At 70.3% G+C, this 16073-nt stretch carries 19 protein-coding genes; 11 read left to right on the forward strand and 8 right to left on the reverse strand.

Going from position 1 to position 16073, the window contains the following annotated elements; genetic code table 11:
• Positions 1-101 precede the first annotated feature (101 nt).
• The 3 genes from mshA to ABEB00_RS04705 all read left to right on the forward strand — a co-directional run bounded on the left by mshA (position 102) and on the right by ABEB00_RS04705 (position 2847).
• The gene (mshA, locus tag ABEB00_RS04695) at positions 102-1439 is read left to right on the forward strand and encodes a D-inositol-3-phosphate glycosyltransferase (RefSeq protein ID WP_345617605.1); all 1338 of its coding nucleotides are present in this window, start codon (positions 102-104) and stop codon (positions 1437-1439) included.
• Positions 1432-1935, forward strand: a complete 504-nt coding sequence (locus tag ABEB00_RS04700; RefSeq protein WP_345617606.1) for a type III secretion system chaperone family protein — start codon at positions 1432-1434, stop codon at positions 1933-1935. Before mshA ends, ABEB00_RS04700 begins: the two co-directional genes overlap by 8 nt.
• Positions 1936-2046: 111 nt before the next feature.
• A complete protein-coding gene (locus ABEB00_RS04705) occupies positions 2047-2847 on the forward strand; it encodes a hypothetical protein (protein ID WP_345617607.1) in 801 nt (266 codons plus the stop codon).
• Here the strand turns inward: ABEB00_RS04705 and ABEB00_RS04710 are convergent.
• The gene (locus ABEB00_RS04710; protein ID WP_345617608.1) at positions 2840-3721 is read right to left on the reverse strand and encodes a helix-turn-helix transcriptional regulator; all 882 of its coding nucleotides are present in this window, start codon (positions 3719-3721) and stop codon (positions 2840-2842) included. The genes ABEB00_RS04705 and ABEB00_RS04710 overlap by 8 nt on opposite strands.
• On the opposite strand from ABEB00_RS04710, the gene ABEB00_RS04715 reads away from it, so the two are divergent.
• On the forward strand, positions 3720-4277 hold the full coding sequence (locus ABEB00_RS04715; RefSeq protein WP_425586434.1) for a DUF2000 family protein: 558 nt from the start codon (positions 3720-3722) through the stop codon (positions 4275-4277). The genes ABEB00_RS04710 and ABEB00_RS04715 overlap by 2 nt on opposite strands.
• Positions 4278-4298: 21 nt before the next feature.
• Here ABEB00_RS04715 and ABEB00_RS04720 read toward each other — a convergent pair whose 3' ends face one another.
• Entirely contained in the window at positions 4299-5657 is a 1359-nt protein-coding gene (locus tag ABEB00_RS04720; protein ID WP_345617610.1) for an MDR family MFS transporter, read from the reverse strand.
• 170 nt (positions 5658-5827) lie between these two features.
• Between ABEB00_RS04720 and ABEB00_RS04725 the strand changes: the two genes are divergently transcribed.
• Positions 5828-6589 (forward strand): phosphoglyceromutase, encoded by a 762-nt coding sequence (locus ABEB00_RS04725; protein ID WP_345617611.1) that lies wholly within the window; start codon positions 5828-5830, stop codon positions 6587-6589.
• Between the two features lie 125 nt (positions 6590-6714).
• Here ABEB00_RS04725 and ABEB00_RS04730 read toward each other — a convergent pair whose 3' ends face one another.
• Positions 6715-7113, reverse strand: a complete 399-nt coding sequence (locus ABEB00_RS04730; protein ID WP_345617612.1) for a hypothetical protein — start codon at positions 7111-7113, stop codon at positions 6715-6717.
• Between the two features lie 420 nt (positions 7114-7533).
• Here ABEB00_RS04730 and ABEB00_RS04735 point away from each other — a divergent pair, with 420 nt between their 5' ends.
• From ABEB00_RS04735 to ABEB00_RS04745, 3 genes are read left to right on the forward strand one after another with little or no spacing between them, the layout of a single operon-like run.
• Positions 7534-7860 carry a hypothetical protein gene (locus tag ABEB00_RS04735; RefSeq protein WP_345617613.1) on the forward strand — a complete coding sequence of 109 codons (327 nt, stop codon included), beginning with the start codon at positions 7534-7536 and terminating at the stop codon, positions 7858-7860.
• Positions 7860-9143 carry a putative T7SS-secreted protein gene (locus ABEB00_RS04740; protein ID WP_345617614.1) on the forward strand — a complete coding sequence of 428 codons (1284 nt, stop codon included), beginning with the start codon at positions 7860-7862 and terminating at the stop codon, positions 9141-9143. The genes ABEB00_RS04735 and ABEB00_RS04740 overlap by 1 nt, the downstream gene beginning before the upstream one ends.
• Positions 9140-9850, forward strand: coding sequence for a hypothetical protein (locus ABEB00_RS04745; protein ID WP_345617615.1), 711 nt, complete (start codon positions 9140-9142; stop codon positions 9848-9850). The genes ABEB00_RS04740 and ABEB00_RS04745 overlap by 4 nt, the downstream gene beginning before the upstream one ends.
• Positions 9851-9942: 92 nt before the next feature.
• On the opposite strand, the gene ABEB00_RS04750 is transcribed toward ABEB00_RS04745, so the two are convergent.
• Complete coding sequence (locus tag ABEB00_RS04750) at positions 9943-10380, reverse strand: ATP-binding protein (RefSeq protein WP_345617616.1); 438 nt, start codon at positions 10378-10380, stop codon at positions 9943-9945.
• A 242-nt stretch (positions 10381-10622) separates the two neighbouring features.
• Between ABEB00_RS04750 and ABEB00_RS04755 the strand changes: the two genes are divergently transcribed.
• Positions 10623-11408, forward strand: a complete 786-nt coding sequence (locus ABEB00_RS04755; RefSeq protein WP_345617617.1) for a GntR family transcriptional regulator — start codon at positions 10623-10625, stop codon at positions 11406-11408.
• Between the two features lie 495 nt (positions 11409-11903).
• On the opposite strand, the gene ABEB00_RS04760 is transcribed toward ABEB00_RS04755, so the two are convergent.
• The 4 genes from ABEB00_RS04760 to phoU all read right to left on the reverse strand — a co-directional run bounded on the left by ABEB00_RS04760 (position 11904) and on the right by phoU (position 13803).
• A complete protein-coding gene (locus tag ABEB00_RS04760) occupies positions 11904-12239 on the reverse strand; it encodes an SCO4225 family membrane protein (protein WP_345617618.1) in 336 nt (111 codons plus the stop codon).
• A gap of 171 nt (positions 12240-12410) precedes the next feature.
• Positions 12411-12659: an SCO4226 family nickel-binding protein gene (locus ABEB00_RS04765; RefSeq protein WP_345617619.1), complete on the reverse strand. Its 249-nt coding sequence runs from the start codon at positions 12657-12659 to the stop codon at positions 12411-12413.
• 154 nt (positions 12660-12813) lie between these two features.
• Positions 12814-12969 (reverse strand): hypothetical protein, encoded by a 156-nt coding sequence (locus ABEB00_RS04770; protein WP_345617620.1) that lies wholly within the window; start codon positions 12967-12969, stop codon positions 12814-12816.
• Positions 12970-13113: 144 nt separating this feature from the next.
• Entirely contained in the window at positions 13114-13803 is a 690-nt protein-coding gene (gene phoU / locus ABEB00_RS04775) for a phosphate signaling complex protein PhoU (protein ID WP_345617621.1), read from the reverse strand.
• Positions 13804-13994: 191 nt separating this feature from the next.
• Here phoU and phoR point away from each other — a divergent pair, with 191 nt between their 5' ends.
• Both phoR and phoP read left to right on the forward strand, forming a co-directional pair.
• Positions 13995-15263, forward strand: a complete 1269-nt coding sequence (gene phoR / locus ABEB00_RS04780) for a two-component system sensor histidine kinase PhoR (protein WP_345617622.1) — start codon at positions 13995-13997, stop codon at positions 15261-15263.
• Between the two features lie 5 nt (positions 15264-15268).
• Positions 15269-15940 carry a two-component system response regulator PhoP gene (phoP, locus tag ABEB00_RS04785; protein WP_486389426.1) on the forward strand — a complete coding sequence of 224 codons (672 nt, stop codon included), beginning with the start codon at positions 15269-15271 and terminating at the stop codon, positions 15938-15940.
• The last annotated feature ends 133 nt before the right edge of the window (positions 15941-16073 follow it).

A 16073-nucleotide genomic window follows, 5' to 3' on the forward strand; every position in this document is an offset into this window, starting at 1 on the left:
AAGGCGGGGAAACCGGAAATGGAGCACAGTGCTCCGGCGTTGCACCACCTTGGAGGGTGGCGAGTGCCCTCCGGCCTGCCCGCAGCGAGGAGGAACGCCCTGTGAGCCACTACGCCAGCAGGCTCGGGCGACGCTCCACGGTGGCCCCCGCGCGACTGCGGCTGCACCGCCGGCCCCGCCGCGTCGCCATGCTCTCCGTGCACACCTCCCCGCTCCACCAGCCCGGCACCGGCGACGCCGGCGGCATGAACGTCTACATCGTGGAGCTGGCGCAGCGGCTGGCCGCGCTCAACATCGAGGTCGAGGTCTTCACGCGCGCGACCGCCGCCGCGCTCCCGCCGGCCGTGGAGCTGAGCCCCGGTGTCCTCGTCCGGCACGTCGACGCCGGCCCCTACGAGGGCCTCGCCAAGGAGGAGCTGCCCGCCCAGCTCTGCGCCTTCACCCACGGCGTGATGCAGGCGTGGGCGGGCCACCGCCCCGGCTACTACGACCTCGTCCACTCGCACTACTGGCTCTCCGGGCACGTCGGCTGGCTCGCCGCCCAGCGCTGGGGCGTGCCCCTGGTGCACGCCATGCACACCATGGCCAAGGTCAAGAACGCCAGCCTGGCCGCCGGCGACACCCCCGAACCCGCCGCCCGCGTCATCGGCGAGACCCAGGTCGTCGCCGCCGCCGACCGGCTGATCGCCAACACGGCCGAGGAGGCCGCCGAACTGGTCCGGCACTACGCCGCCGACCCCGCCGAGGTCGCCGTCGTCCACCCGGGCGTGAACCTCGAACGGTTCCGCCCCGCCGACGGCCGGGCCGCCGCCCGGGCCCGCCTCGGCCTGCCCGAGGACGCGCTGATCCCGCTCTTCGCCGGCCGTATACAGCCCCTCAAGGCCCCGGACATCCTGCTGCGCGCCGTCGCCGTCCTCCTCGACGACCGGCCCGAGCTGCGCTCCCGCATCGTCGTCCCCGTCGTCGGCGGCCCCAGCGGCAGCGGCCTGGCCAAGCCGGAAGGGCTGCAGAAGCTCGCCGCGCGGCTCGGCGTCGCCGATGTCGTACGGTTCCGCCCGCCGGTCGGGCAGGAGCAGCTCGCCGACTGGTTCCGGGCCGCGTCCGTGCTGGTCATGCCCTCCTACAGCGAGTCCTTCGGACTGGTCGCCATCGAGGCGCAGGCGGCCGGTACGCCGGTGCTCGCCGCCTCGGTCGGCGGCCTCCCCGTCGCGGTGCGCGACGGCCACACCGGCTTCCTGGTCGACGGCCACGAACCCGCCGCCTACGCGCGCGTGCTGCGCGACTTCGCCGACCATCCGGACCTCGCGGCCCGGATGGGCGCCGCCGCCGCCCGGCACGCGCAGTCCTTCGGCTGGGACACGGCCGCCGCCGCCACCGCCGACGTGTACACGGCCGCGATGCAGGCCCACCGCCGTCGCGTACCCTCCCACCATGGCTGACGCACAGACCGCCGCAGGTGTCGTCGTCGAGGAAGCTCTGCGCGACGCCGAACTGGAGTGGGAGACCCCCGGGCCGGGGAACTTCGTCGTCACCCTCCCCGGCACCCGCAAACTCGCCACGACCGTCTCCCTCCTCGTCGGCCGCCACTCCCTCTCCCTGAACGCCTTCGTCATCCGCCACCCCGACGAGAACGAGGCGGGCGTCCACCGCTGGCTCCTGGAGCGCAACCTCAAGCTGTACGGGGTCGGTTACGCCGTCGACCGCCTCGGCGACATCTACGTCACCGCCAAGCTGCCGCTGGCCGCCGTCACCCCCGACGAGATCGACCGCCTCCTCGGCCAGGTCCTGGAAGCCGCCGACGGGGCCTTCAACACCCTGCTGGAACTGGGCTTCGCGAGCGCCATCCGCAAGGAGTACGAGTGGCGCACGGCGCGCGGCGAGTCGACGCGGAACCTGGACGCGTTCCTGCCGCTGATCAACCGCCCGACGCACTGACCGTCCACCGCGCGTCCGCCCCGGGGCCGGTCAACTCCTTCGCGTCCGCCTCCTGTTAACCTGCGGCGATTTCAGCACCCACACCAGTCCCACACCAGTAAGAGGTCGTGCATGCGCGCAGGAAGAACCGGCACCGTGGCCGTACTCGCGGGAGCGCTCGCCCTGGCGGCGTTCACCGCGCCGGCCGCGGAGGCCGCCGACACCGGGATCACCGTGTCGGAGGTCGTCGTGAACAACGGCAAGCCCATCGTGGTGGGCACCAGCGAGACGAAGAACCCCAGCGTCAGTTTCCACATGACCTGGACCTCGAAGCACAGCATGCCGGACGTCGAGGTGAGCCCGTTCCTCTACCGCGGCACCAGCGCCGCCAAGGCAGCCGACAGCGGCGGCATCTATCTCGGCGGCCTCACCTGCTACGACGCCGGAACCCACGCCGCGGACTGCGACGGCGAGCTGTACCTCAGGCCCCGCAACGACCTGGACTCCACGGCCGACGCCACCACCTGGAAGCTCGGCGCCGCCGCCCGCCTGTGGGGCTCCGACGGCCAGCCCAAGACCGAGTACCTGAACGCGCTGTCCACCGCCCGCATCCAGCGGGCCGCCCGCGCCACCGTCAACGCCGCGCCCGAGCCGGTCGCCAAGGGCAAGACCCTCACCGTGACCGGCAAGCTCACCCGCGCGAACTGGGCGACGCACACGTACACCGGCTACGGCAGCAAGCTGGCGAAGCTCCAGTTCCGCAAGGCCGGCACCAGCACGTACAGCACGGTCAAGACGGTCCGCGCGAACTCCGCGGGCGCGCTGAAGACCACGGTCAAGGCGTCCGCCGACGGCTACTGGCGCTACACCTTCGGTGAGACCTCCACGACGGGCGGCGCGACGGCCGCCGGGGACTACGTCGACGTCAAGTGAGCCGCGTGGCACGGGGCGTGGCGCGTGACGTGGCGCGGGGCGTGGCGGGCGGAGCCGTAGGAGTGCTCCCGCCCGCCGCACCTGTCCGGTAGCGCCCGGGGGGCACCCCCACCAGCTTCTTGAAGTGCCGGGTCAGATGCGACTGGTCGTAGAAGCCGGTGGCGGTGGCCACCTCGGCCGGAGCGCGGCCCGCTAGCAGCAGCCGGCGGGCGCGGTCCACCCGGCGGGACATCAGGTACTGGTGCGGGGCGATCCCGTACGCGGCGCTGAACGCCCGTACCAGGTGGGCCGGGTGGGCCGGGAGCAGGGCGGTGGCCTCGTCCAGGGTGAGCCCCTGGACGACGCGCTCGTCGAGCAGTTCGCGCAGGTGCCGGGCGAGGCCCGGGTCGCGGCGCGGCGGGCGGGCGTCGGCGGGCCGCAGATGGCCCCGCAACCGCTCACCGACCAGCGTCAGCCTGCTCTCCGCCTCCAGTTCGTCGCCGGGCCGGGCCAGCGCGGTGTGCAACTGCCCGACCCGCCGCCGCAGTACCGGATCACGCAGGTCGGGGCCGTCCACGGCGGGCCCGATCAGTTCCTCGCCGAGCCGGGAGGCGTCCAGGTACAGGACCCGCTTGCGGAAGCCGCCGGGGGTGGCGGGCGAGCCGTTGTGCGCGACGTGCGGCGGCAGCAGGGACACCGTGTCGTGCGGGGTGCCGTGCCGCTGCCGGTCCAGGTCGTAGCTGACCGCCCCGGAGTCCACGATCAGCAGCGTCCACGCCTCGTGGACGTGCATGGGATAGGCGTACTCGGTGAAACGCGCGTGGAAGACCTCCACGACGCCCGGGACCTGCGGACGCCAGGCGGAGACGGCGGTCTCGTTCCCTCGCGCGGCCATGCAAACAACGTACAAGACCGGGCGGTGCGACCGTCGGCATGCTCGTGCCATGAGCGAGACCACGACCACGATCACGTCCCCCACCGTCTCCACCGACTCCACCGTCGCCGTCGCCGCCGCCGTCGCCGGCGACGCCGAGGCCCCCGTCCGTTTCGACACCAAGATCGCGGTGCTGCTCCGTGCGGACCTGGAGACCTGGCAGCGGCTGAACGTCACCGCGTTCCTGGTCAGCGGCCTGGGCAGCCAGGTGCCGGAGGTGATCGGCGAGCCGTACGAGGACGCGGACGGCGTCGGCTACCTGCCGATGTTCCGCCAGCCCGTGCTCGTCTTCGAGGGGACGAAGGAGACGCTGAAGGCCGCGCACACGCGGGCGCTGTCCCGCGCGCTGCCCCGGGCGGTCTTCACCTCCGACCTCTTCGCCACGGGCCACGACCGCGCCAACCGGGCGGCGGTACGGGCCGTGACGACGGCGGAACTGGACGTGGTGGGCATCGCCGTGCACGGGCCGAAGAACGCGGTGGACAAGGTGCTCAAGGGAGCGCGGATGCATCCCTGAGGTCCCGTGCCCCGCGCCCGGTCAGACGCCGCTGACCTGGTTCTTAGCGGACAAGGCCGCCGGTTCGGGTACGGCCGCCACCGCAGAGACGGCAGCGGCCTCGGAGGCCACTGGGGCCTCTGAGACCACGGCGGCCTCTGCCGGCAGCCGCCGCATCAGCAGCGCGTACCCCGCGCCCGCCACCGTGCCGACCACCGCGCACAGCGCCCACAGCCAGGCCGCCCCGTACCGGTCGATGACCAGACCGGACGACAGGGGGGCGGCCAGGGCGGCGACGGACCACGAGAGGGCGTACACACCCTGGTAGCGTCCGCGGCCGTGCGCGGGGGAGAGGCGGACGACCAGCCCGGTCTGGGTGGGCGCGTTGACGATCTCGGCCAGCGTCCACACGCAGACGGTCAGGGCGAAGACGCCGACCGACCCGGCGAGGGCGGTGAGCCCGAAGCCGTAACCGGCCAGCAGGGACGAGACCACGAGCAGCCGGCGCGGGTCGCGGTGCTCGATGAACCGGGTGACCGGGAGCTGGAGCACCACGATCAGTACGCCGTTGACCGCGATCGCGAGGCCGTAGTCCGCCGCGCTGAACCCCGCCTGCCCCATGGCCACCGGCAGTCCCACGGCCCCCTGCTGGAAGATGAAGGCGACGAGGAACGACAGCCCGACGACGCCCATGAACCGCCCGTCGCGCAGCACGGTGCCCAGCGTGACCCGGACGTCCGCTGCGGCGGCCCCGGTGACCCCGGTGACCCCGATGACCCCGGTGACCCCGGTGGGCGTCCTGGTGGGCGGCCGGGACTCGGGCACCTTGAGGAAGACGACGACCGCGCAGGCCAGCGTCATGGCGGCCTCGATGAGGAACCCGGCGAGGTAGCTGTACTCGGCGATGAACCCGGCGGCCATGGACGACACGGCGAACCCGAGGTTGATCGCCCAGTAGTTCAGGGAGAAGGCCCGGATACGGTCCTCCGGGCGCACGATGTCCGCCATCATCGCCTGCACGGCCGGCCGGGAGGCGCTGCTCGCCATGCCGACGAGGAAGGCGACGGCCGCGATGGCCGCCGGGTCCCGCACGAAGCCGAGCAGCGCGACGGAGAGGGCGGTGGAGGTCTGCGCGAGGAGCAGCGTGGGCCGCCGCCCGAGCCGGTCGGCCAGCACCCCGCCGGCCGGCGAGGAGATCACCCCGCCGAGCCCGTGCAGGGCGGCGACGAGGCCGGCGTAGGAGGCGGAGTAACCGCGGTCGAGCGTCAGGTACAGCGCCATGAACGTCGCGACGAAGGCGCCGAGCCGGTTGACCAGGGTGCTGGTCCACAGCCACCAGAACTCACGCGGGAGACCGGAGAACGATCCCCGCACGGCGCGTCGGGCACCGGTGACTGACATGGGCCCCCCGGGGCGGTCGATCGACCTGTAGGTAAGTGCCCGCAGGGGCGAGCACAACTTACCCGGGGCTCGTTGTCGCAGGCCACTCGTTTGTTTGACACCCGTCCCGGGGCGTCCGTACGCCGGGCGCCCCGCGCGGACGCCACCGCGGTTCGATTACGCTCGGACCCATGGCCGACGCACCGTACAAGCTGATCCTCCTCCGCCACGGCGAGAGCGAGTGGAACGAGAAGAACCTGTTCACCGGCTGGGTGGACGTCAACCTCACCGCGAAGGGCGAGAAGGAGGCGACGCGCGGCGGCGAGCTGCTCAAGGACGCCGGCCTGCTGCCCGACGTGGTCCACACCTCCCTCCAGAAGCGTGCCATCCGCACCGCGCAGCTCGCCCTGGAGTCGGCGGACCGCCTCTGGATCCCGGTCCACCGCTCGTGGCGCCTGAACGAGCGCCACTACGGCGCCCTCCAGGGCAAGGACAAGGCCCAGACCCTCGCGGAGTTCGGCGAGGAGCAGTTCATGCTGTGGCGCCGCTCCTACGACACCCCGCCGCCGGCGCTGGACCGCGACGCGGAGTACTCCCAGTTCTCCGACCCGCGCTACGCGACCCTCCCGCCGGAGCTGCGCCCGCGGACGGAGTGCCTGAAGGACGTCGTCGTCCGCATGCTCCCGTACTGGTTCGACGAGATCGTCCCCGACCTCCTGACCGGCCGCACGGTCCTGGTCGCGGCCCACGGCAACTCGCTCCGCGCCCTGGTCAAGCACCTCGACGGCGTCTCCGACGAGGACATCGCGGGCCTCAACATCCCCACCGGCATCCCGCTCTCCTACGAACTGGACGCCGACTTCAAGCCGCTCAACCCCGGCGGCACCTACCTGGACCCGGACGCGGCCGCGGCAGCGATCGAGGCGGTCAAGAACCAGGGCAAGAAGAAGTAGCCCCACGCCCGTCGGCCCCCGTTCTGCGGTTTCTCGGCAGGGCGGGGGCTTTTCGGTGAGCTGGGGTCGTCTCTGGGCCGTCAGGTGTGACGGCATTCTCAATGAAGCTTCGGGCCCGCCCTGGGTCAGGCCGGTGGTGCCTCGTTGCGCCGCCGGATCGTCGTCGCTCGCGACACCTCCAGCAACTGGCCGCCGCCCGGGACGGAGAGGACGCCGAAACCGCGGGTCATGACACTGCCGTCCCGCCGGGGCTCGCCGGCGTACCAGGCGCCGTGCTCCAGTTCCTCGGGCCAGTGGCGTCGGTGGAGTGGACTCCGCGCGGTCATGAGGCCGGTCAGTTCCTCCCCTTCGCGGTACCGCAGTCGGACGGGCACGCCCGTGGAGTCCTTGACGCCGTCAGGTCTGTGCGCTGCGGAGATGGGCTGCCAGGGGTGCTGCTCAAGGACCCGCCGGATGCGCTTGACAGACGCCATCAGGTCGCGGCGCAGGTAGATGACACACAGGTAGCCGAATGACGCCAGCACAATGCCTCCAGCAGCTCGCTCCTTCGCGTTTTCGCTTGAGACATTCCCGAAGAGGATGATGTATGCCACCCACGAAAGGGCATACAGGAAGTGCCAGACCCAGCCCCCTCTCTTCGTCTTGCGGCGGGCCCTCTCCCAAGCCGCCCGAGTCTCAGGGTGCTCGAAAGCGAACTTGTGCAGGGGCGTCGGTGCATCCGCCGGGCCCTGATCAGCTTGCGCAGCGTGCTTGTCGAAGGAGGGAAGACCCGCACTGCTCTCTTTCACAAGTTCTCCTCGCATATGTATTCGAAGGCTCGTGGAACTGTGATCGACACACCACTCTACTGATATATAAGCTGCTGCCCGGCCAGACAACGCAAGAGGAGTCGTTCTGTCCGCGTTGTCCTGAGTTTTTCTCTTTCGTCACTAGGGGAGCGAACGGTGGGGGACCACTTCAAGGTCGACATCGATCAGTTGGATCGATTCGTCAAGTCGCTGCAGCAGGCGACGAAGGATCTCGACGAGGCACGTAAGGCGCTGTCGCACGTCCGCAGCGCCGAGATCGGTACAGCGCGACTGGACGAGGCCTGTGACGCTTTCCAGGAGAGATGGAAGTACGGGTCCGAACAGTTGGGTGAGATGATCGGCGCCATCAGTGAGGGCGTGAAGGCCAACAAACTGAGTTATGAGGAATTCGAGAACAATCTCGAAAAGACCTTGAAGCAGATGGCGGAATCGGCCACGTCCGGTGCCGGGGGGAAGAAGTGATGGCGGCGAACCCGTACCCCAATCTTGGCTGGAATCCGGTTCCCGGCATTCCCGCCGAAGTCGCCGCGCTGCAACAGAAGGTGAAGGCTGCGGCGAGCGCGTTGGACAACTCCCATCGTCAGATCGAGAAGTTGCTCGGGGAGAGTGCGCACTGGGAGGGCGACGCGGCGGACGCATTCCGGGACGCTCTGGACGGCGAGCTGCCGAAGTACATGGGAAACGCCGCTCGTTCGCTCGAGAAGGCCGCGGCGTGGCTCGACATCTGGAACGGCGATCTCTCCTCCCATCGCGACCTGGCGAAGAAGTACGACGAGGAAGCCGGTGAGAAGAAGGCCGCGGCCGAGAAGGCGAAGCGACACCATGACGATGCCGCCGGCCACCCTGACCTTCAACTGGCCGGGAGGCAGTTTCCCAGTCAGCAGGAGGCCGACGCCGCGACGGCGCGCCTGCGGGCGGCCGAGCGCTCACTGAACGCGGCGACCACTCAGGTCGACAACGCCAACCAGGCTTACCAGGACGTCCTCACCAAGGCCCGTAGGCTCGAGAACGAGAACAGGGGGAAAGCAGTAACCGTCGCCCAGAAACTCGATGAGGCGGACGACAAACTGGCCCCCAAGGAGCCGGGTTGGCTGAGCCGGTCGCTGGAGGCTATCGGGGAGGCCCTCAAGGGGGCCGGGCAGTTCCTGCTGGACCATGCCGGCACCATCGGTGCCATCGCGGGGCTGCTGGCGCTCTTCCCGACTCCCCTTGCTCCTGCCTTCGCCGCCATCGCCATCGTGGCCAGCGCCGCCGCACTGGGCAAAAACCTTTCGAGTGGGGACTTCCGGGACTCGCTCATGGGCGAGCACGGGTGGAAAGCGGGCCTGACCGCATGGGGTTCGGTCGTCGGCGACACCCTGGGCGTCGTCCCCGGTGTCGGCATGCTCGCCCGAGCGGGCAGCGAAGTGGGTCTCGCGGCGGCGGTCGCCAGGGAAAGCGGTGAAGCCATGTCACTGGGTTCGAAGGTCACCTCCTTCGCCGGTGAAGTGAAGGCCGTGAACTGGAACCGTGCCGTGGACACCGCCACCAGCCCCAGCATGGTGCGGGACTGGGCCCTCAACGGTCTCAACGCGACGGCGAACACCGTCTCGTCGGTGGAGACCGCCGGCCTCCTCCCGGACGACGGCATCGGCCACGACTCGACAGAGGCCACCAAAGCGGGCGTGGCCCTCTCCGGCGCAGCAGGCACGCTCGGGACCTTCGGCACCGATCTCGTTGAACTCGCAGGGAGCATCAGGCTGTGAACGACCACCTCGGCGCCGCGGCCAAGGACACCGAAACGAAGCCGAACTTCTGGTACCAGCTCCCCCATGGCTACCTGGAACTGGACTTCCACCCGTCGGAGGAGGGAGTTGCGGAACTCTCCCGACAGGTCGGCGGGCTTCCCCAGGACGCCCGGGACCGGGCCGACCAGACGTTCCGCCTGTACGCCTTGACCGCACTGCTGTTGCGGAATCAGCCGGTGGCCGTCTACGCACTCGGTATGCATCCCGGCGCCGACGGGCAGGCATCGCTGTCGGTTCTCACGATCTCAGCCATCTCCTCGAAAGGCGCGAACCCCGTTCGCGTCCTCGCCGGCATGGTGACCGGCCACGCGGGAGACGGGTCGAGGAACGGTCTGCAACCCGTCGAACTGCCCTCCGGGATCGGGTTCCTGACGGAACGGGTACGCACGACGGTCGCACCCGGCGTCCCACCCGAAGGCCGGCAGGGGCCCCTGGAGGGAACTGTCTGGCAGGGCACCGTGGCGGTACCGGAGCCCCGCACGTCATCGATCGTCACCGTGCAGATGGTGACCTCGTCGGTGGGGCTCGCCGACGACTACCGCTCGATCCTGCTCGGCACCGCCCGCACACTGACGTTCACGGATCCGACGGCCGAAGCGGCACAAGGGACCGGACCGGCGGTGACCGGCTCCGCCGGGGAGGCCATGAAGTCCGACTTCGGGTGACGGTGGACACGGTCCCGGTTCACGGCTGAGCCCAGCGCCGACGACAGATCGGTCAATGCCGGCGGCGCCGCAACGTGGTGCCCACACTTAGCTCAGGCGGGCCACGCGTCGGCCACCACGAAGGAGACGACCGTCCCGCCGAAGGCGCTGGGCCCGGAGTGCCACGACTCGGCGATGGCGTCGACCAGAAGCAGTCCACGCCCGTGAGCGTCGTCGGCGTCCGGCCGACGCAGGCGTACATTCGCCGGGAAACCGGGATTGTGTACGTCCACGCGCAGCGAGGTCCCCTCTCGGAACCACTCCACGCGTACGCACCACCCCTCGTCCGCCCTTCCGTAGAGGATGGCGTTGGTCACCAGCTCGGAGATCATCAGCGTGCAGTCGCCGACCGAGCAGGCGGGGTTGTACGGCGCGATGAACTTCCGGAACCAGCGCCGGGCCCGGGGGACGGACTCCGCCGTCGGCAGCAGGATCATCGCGCCGAGCCGGGGTGACTCTTCGCAGGGATACCGATCGATCACGAAGGTCATCCGCGCTCACTCCTTGCCGCTGTCCGAGAATTCGATGCGACGGCATGCAGTGATCCCGTCGCCGTCCAGGCCAGCGCTCGACCGGCCTCTCTAGACATCCTTACGGTCCGCCACATCTCTAGAGATGTCAAGTTTGGCATGTGGAAACCCCGTCGGGCAGGGAGGCGTCGGCTACGCGCAGCGAGCGGGTGCCCGACCTATGGCCTAAGGTGTCTAGACAGGTGAGGAGAGGGGGTCTCGCGATGGCCACTACCGACGACGACCGTCGGCCCAAGTACCAGCGGATTGCGGACTCCCTGCGCGAGGCCATCCAGGTGGGCCGGTACGGCCCCGGCGACCGGCTTCCGGGAGAGAACGACCTCATGACCACGCACGGCGTGGCCCGCATGACAGCCCGGCAGGCGTTGAGCGTCCTGCGGGACGAAGGCATCGCCGAAGCGCGCAAGGGCGCCGGCGTGTTCGTCCGGGCTTTCCGCCCGCTTCGACGCCGTGGCATTGACCGACTGGCTCGCGACCGGTGGGGCAACGGCCGTTCCATCTGGTCGGCGGAGATCGAGAATCGGGCGCTCGAGGTCGACCGGATCAGCGTGTCGGAGGAGGCGGCGCCCGACCGCATCAGCGCGGTCCTGGATCTGGCCGTCGAGGAGATGACCTGCGTGAGGCGTCGCCGCTTCGTGCTGGACGGCAAACCGGTTCTGCTCGCGACGAGTCACCTCCCCCTGTCCCTGGTGGCCGGGTCCGCCATCGCCCAGGAAGACACCGGACCGGGCGGCACGTACGCCAGGCTCGCCGAACTCGGCTACGAGCCGGTGCACTTCCGCGAGGAGATCCGCTCACGCATGCCCTCGAAGGACGAGGCGGAACGACTCGCCATGTCCGCCGGCACGCCGGTCATCCTCGTCTGCCGCACCGCGTTCACGGACGAGGGCCGCCCCGTCGAGGTCAACGAGATGACCCTGGACGCCGCCTCGTATGTGTTGGAGTACGACTTCGACGCAGGCCCGGGAAGCGCCCGAGTGAAGGACTGAAATGCGGACGCGACGCGGTCGCCGACGTATGGAGAGACCGGTGACCGAGCAGTCCTAGGGTGAGAAAGGACCTGCTGGCAGCCGTTCGGTGTGGCTCAACACTTGTAGCGGCCCTGTCCGAGCGGAGCGCACTCCACGAGCCCCTTTACGGAGTGCTGGAAGATCTGCTGCGGCTTCGCCGGTACTCCATGAACGCTGAAACCCTTGCCGTTGTCAGTGATGTCGCGCTTGCGCGTTCCCTCGGAGTCGGATGTTCATGCTGGGGTGCACCACAGCGGAGTAGTAGACACCGCGATCGTGATGGGCCGTCGAGAAAGCCGTCAGGTCGCCCGGGTGCCCGAGGAAGTGCTGCTTCTCCGCCGCGGTGAACGAGGTGTCGAAGAGTGGCGTACATCTTGCCCCGCGAGGGATGTGTACCGCTCCTGGGTCTGTGTGGGGCCCTTGAAGGAGAACGGGGTGGACTGATTCACCATCGGGGCTGACCGCCCGGGTCGCTCAAGCCGAGCCGAGCCGACGCCCGCGTCCCCGCTCACGCCACGACTCCCACGCCGCCCCCAGCATCAGCGACTGCACCAGTGCCGAGACGACGATGCCGCCGGTCAGGAGCAGGGCCGGGGTCTCCGCCGCGCTGCCCAGCCAGGCGAAGAAGCCGAACGTCGGGAGGGTGAAGAAGGCCGGCCACACCCAGATCATCGAGGCGTCGGAGCCCGGGGCGACCAGGGGCTGCAGGGCCGCCACCGCCATCGCCACGCCGACCAGGGCGAGGTACGCCGCCGAGGCGGGGTTGGCGAGGGTCAGGCGGACCAAGGTGTGCGACCGGGCGTTCTTCATGGCGATCTCCCCGTGATCGTGACGGTGTGGGTGGTGCGTGCGTACCGCTTCATCGTCGGCCCGGGTCGCGACCACGTCGTGAGTACCCGTACTCAACTCCGTATGACGGATGACGGATCACGCACGGCGGATGACGGATCACGTACGACGTACGACCGTGCGGCCGGCGCCTCACACCGCCAGCGGCACCGCGTGGATCTCGTCCGCCCGGTGGCCGGCCCGTTCGTGGACGCGCTGGACCGCGTCCGCCGACGGGGCCTCGGAGAGGCAGTAGACCGTGCCGGACTCCGGGTCCGCCCAGGCGCGCTCGAAGTGGACGCTCTCGTCCTTCTCGACCGCGAGATCCGCCTCGTGCGCCTGGTGCAACTGGTCCGCGGTGATTCCCCGCATGCCGTGGTGGACGTCCATGAACTGAGCCATGACCCCGCACCTCCCTCTTCTTCTCTCTTTCCCTCTTCTCTCTTTCCCTCTTCTCTTCCATGCTGCGCCCGCCGGGGCCCCGGAGCACGGCGAAGGGCCCCGGCGCGGTTGCGTCGGGGCCCTTCGGATCGGACGGTGTGCTACGCCATCGCCATCAGCCGCACTGACAGGGACTGCCCGACTGGCAGCCGCAGCCGCAGCCCGAGCCGCAGCCGCAGGACGCGATCAGCGGCAGTTCCCTGGTGTCGGCGGCCCGCTCGGTCCGGCGCTCCCGCGCGGGGTCGGGCGTCTTGCTGGGGGATTCGGCCATGGGACCCTCCTAGAGGCTCCTAGAGGCTGGTGCCTGTGCCCATTCCATGCCCGGTCCGGCGGTCGCATCAACGGCGCACGGCGGCGCGCTGTTCGAACAACTCCGGCGCGCTCCCGGCACTCCCCGCCCGCCCCGCCCCCCGGCTCAGACCCCGTCGACCCCCGTCACCGGCGGGATGTCGCCCTGCAGCTCGTCCGCGTGCTCGCCGGTCACCAGGTACACCACCCGCTTGGCGACGGCCACGGCGTGGTCGGCGTACCGCTCGTAGTAGCGGCCGAGGAGGGTGACGTCGACGGCGGTCTCGATGCCGTGCTTCCAGCGGTCGTCCAGCAGGTGCTGGAACAGGGTGCGGTGCAGCAGGTCCATCTCGTCGTCGTCCTGCTCGAGCTGGAGCGCGAGGTCGACGTCCTTGGTGATGACGACCTCGGCCGCCTTCGCCATCAGGCGCTGCGCGAGCTGCCCCATCTCCAGGATGGTGGCGTGCAGGTCCCGCGGCACCGCCCGCTCGGGGTAGCGCAGCCGGGCCAGCTTCGCGACGTGCTGCGCGAGGTCGCCGGACCGCTCCAGGTCGGCCGACATCCGCAGCGACGTCACGACGATGCGCAGGTCGGTCGCGACCGGCTGCTGCCGGGCCAGCAGGGTTATCGCCTTCGCCTCCAAGTCGTGCTGGAGCTCGTCCACCTTCTGATCGGCCTCGATGACGCTCTCGGCCAGCTTCAGGTCGGAGTCGAGGATGGCGGTCGTGGCGCGCCCGATCGCCGACCCGACCAGCCGGGCCATCTCGACCAGACCGTCGCCGATCGAATCCAGTTCCTCGTGGTACGCGTCCCGCATCTTCGGTTCCCTCTCGTACGTCCTGTTAGGGGGTTCTCAGTCCCACGCTGCCACGGTCCGGCTCGTACGCGTCCGTTTCCGGCCCCTCAAATGAACCGGTACTGGCTCCAAGGTGAACTCTGGGCGACGAGTGTTCGAGGTCGCACTCCGATGGCTGGGGTGCGACCACGGGCCATGCCTAACCTGGAGGCATGGACGTGAACGCGGCGGTCGCCGCAGCGGCAGCGATCGCCGGAGTGTGTACCGGCGTCATCGCCATGCTCGCGTTCCGCTGGAGCGAGCGCGACCAGAAGCGCCCGACCCGCACCTCGCTGCACATGGACCCCGTGCTCCCGCCGGGCGTGGACACCGTCCTGTCGGTTCTCAGGTCCTCCGCCGTCGTACTCGACGAGGCGGACGAGGTGGTCAAGGCCAGCTCGGCGGCGTACGCCCTCGGACTGGTCCGGGGCGGCAAGCTCGCGGTCGAACCGATGCTGCAGATGGCGCGCGACACCCGGCGGGACGGCGAGATACGGCAGGTCGAGCTGGACCTGCCCAGACGGGGCACCGGACGGGGGGAGGCCCTGGCGGTCTCCGCCCGCGTCGCCCCGCTCGGCTCCCGGCTGGTGCTCCTGCTGGTCGAGGACCTCACCGAGGCCCGCCGTATCGAAGCGGTACGGCGCGACTTCGTCGCCAATGTGAGCCACGAGCTGAAGACGCCGGTCGGCGCGCTCTCCCTGCTCTCCGAGGCCGTGATGGACGCCTTCGACGACCCCGAGGCCGTGACCCGCTTCGCCGGCCGGATGCAGATCGAGGCGACCCGGCTGACCAACCTGGTGCAGGAACTCATCGACCTCTCCCGGGTGCAGAACGACGACCCGCTGGACGACGCCGAGCCGGTCCGCGTCGACGAACTCGTCGCCGAGGCCATCGACCGCTGCCGGCACGCCGCCGGCACCAAGCAGATCACCATGGCCGCCGGAGGAACGGCGGATCTGCACGTGCACGGCAACCGCGGCCAGCTCGCCGCGGCCCTCGGAAATCTGGTCGAGAACGCCGTCAACTACTCGCCCGCCCGCACCCGGGTCGGCATAGCGGCCCGGCGCGTCGCCGCCACCGGTGGTGACATGATCGAGGTGGCCGTGACCGACCAGGGCATCGGCATCTCCGACAAGGACAAGGAGCGCATCTTCGAGCGCTTCTACCGCGTCGACCCGGCCAGGTCCCGAGCGACCGGCGGCACCGGCCTGGGTCTGGCGATCGTCAAGCACGTGGCCGCCTCGCACGGCGGCCAGGTCACGGTGTGGAGCGCCGAAGGCCAGGGCTCCACCTTCACTCTCCGGCTGCCGGACGCGGGCTCCGCCGGCCGCCGCGCCCACCGAACCGACCGTCCCGGGCTCGACGAAGAGACCGGCCGGTCCCCCGCATCCCCGCGAACATCCCCGTACGAAACGCTTCCCGCTCCGGAGGTCCTTCCGTGACCCGTGTGCTCGTCGTCGAGGACGAGGAGTCCTTCTCCGACGCCCTGTCGTACATGCTCCGCAAGGAGGGCTTCGAGGTCGCGATCGCGACCACCGGGCCCGACGGGCTGGACGAGTTCGAGCGCAACGGCGCCGACCTCGTCCTGCTCGACCTGATGCTGCCCGGCCTGCCGGGCACCGAGGTCTGCCGTCAGCTTCGCGGCCGCTCCAACGTCCCCGTGATCATGGTGACCGCCAAGGACAGCGAGATCGACAAGGTCGTCGGCCTGGAGATAGGGGCCGACGACTACGTCACCAAGCCCTTCTCCTCCCGCGAACTGGTCGCCCGGATCCGCGCCGTCCTGCGCCGCCGCGGCGAGCCGGAGGAGGTGACCCCGGCGGCCCTGGAGGCCGGCCCCGTCCGCATGGACGTCGACCGGCACGTGGTGACCGTCGCCGGCGCCAAGGTCGACCTGCCGCTCAAGGAGTTCGACCTGCTGGAGATGCTGCTGCGCAACGCCGGCCGGGTACTGACCCGGATGCAGCTCATCGACCGGGTCTGGGGCGCCGACTACGTCGGTGACACCAAGACCCTCGACGTCCACGTCAAGCGCCTGCGCGCGAAGATCGAGCCGGACCCGGGCGCGCCGCGGTACCTGGTCACGGTCCGCGGTCTCGGCTACAAGTTCGAGCCGTAGACCGGCCCTGCCGTACGACGCCGAAGGGCGGGACCCCGGTCGGGTCCCGCCCTTCGGCGTGTGACGGATGTGTACGGCGTGGTGGCGCGTCGTGCGCTGCCGTGGGCGTCGTGCGGTGCCGCGGGGGTCCGCG

The sequence above is a fragment of the Streptomyces ziwulingensis genome (genome assembly GCF_039542605.1).
Taxonomy (GTDB): Bacteria; Actinomycetota; Actinomycetes; order Streptomycetales; family Streptomycetaceae; genus Streptomyces; species Streptomyces ziwulingensis.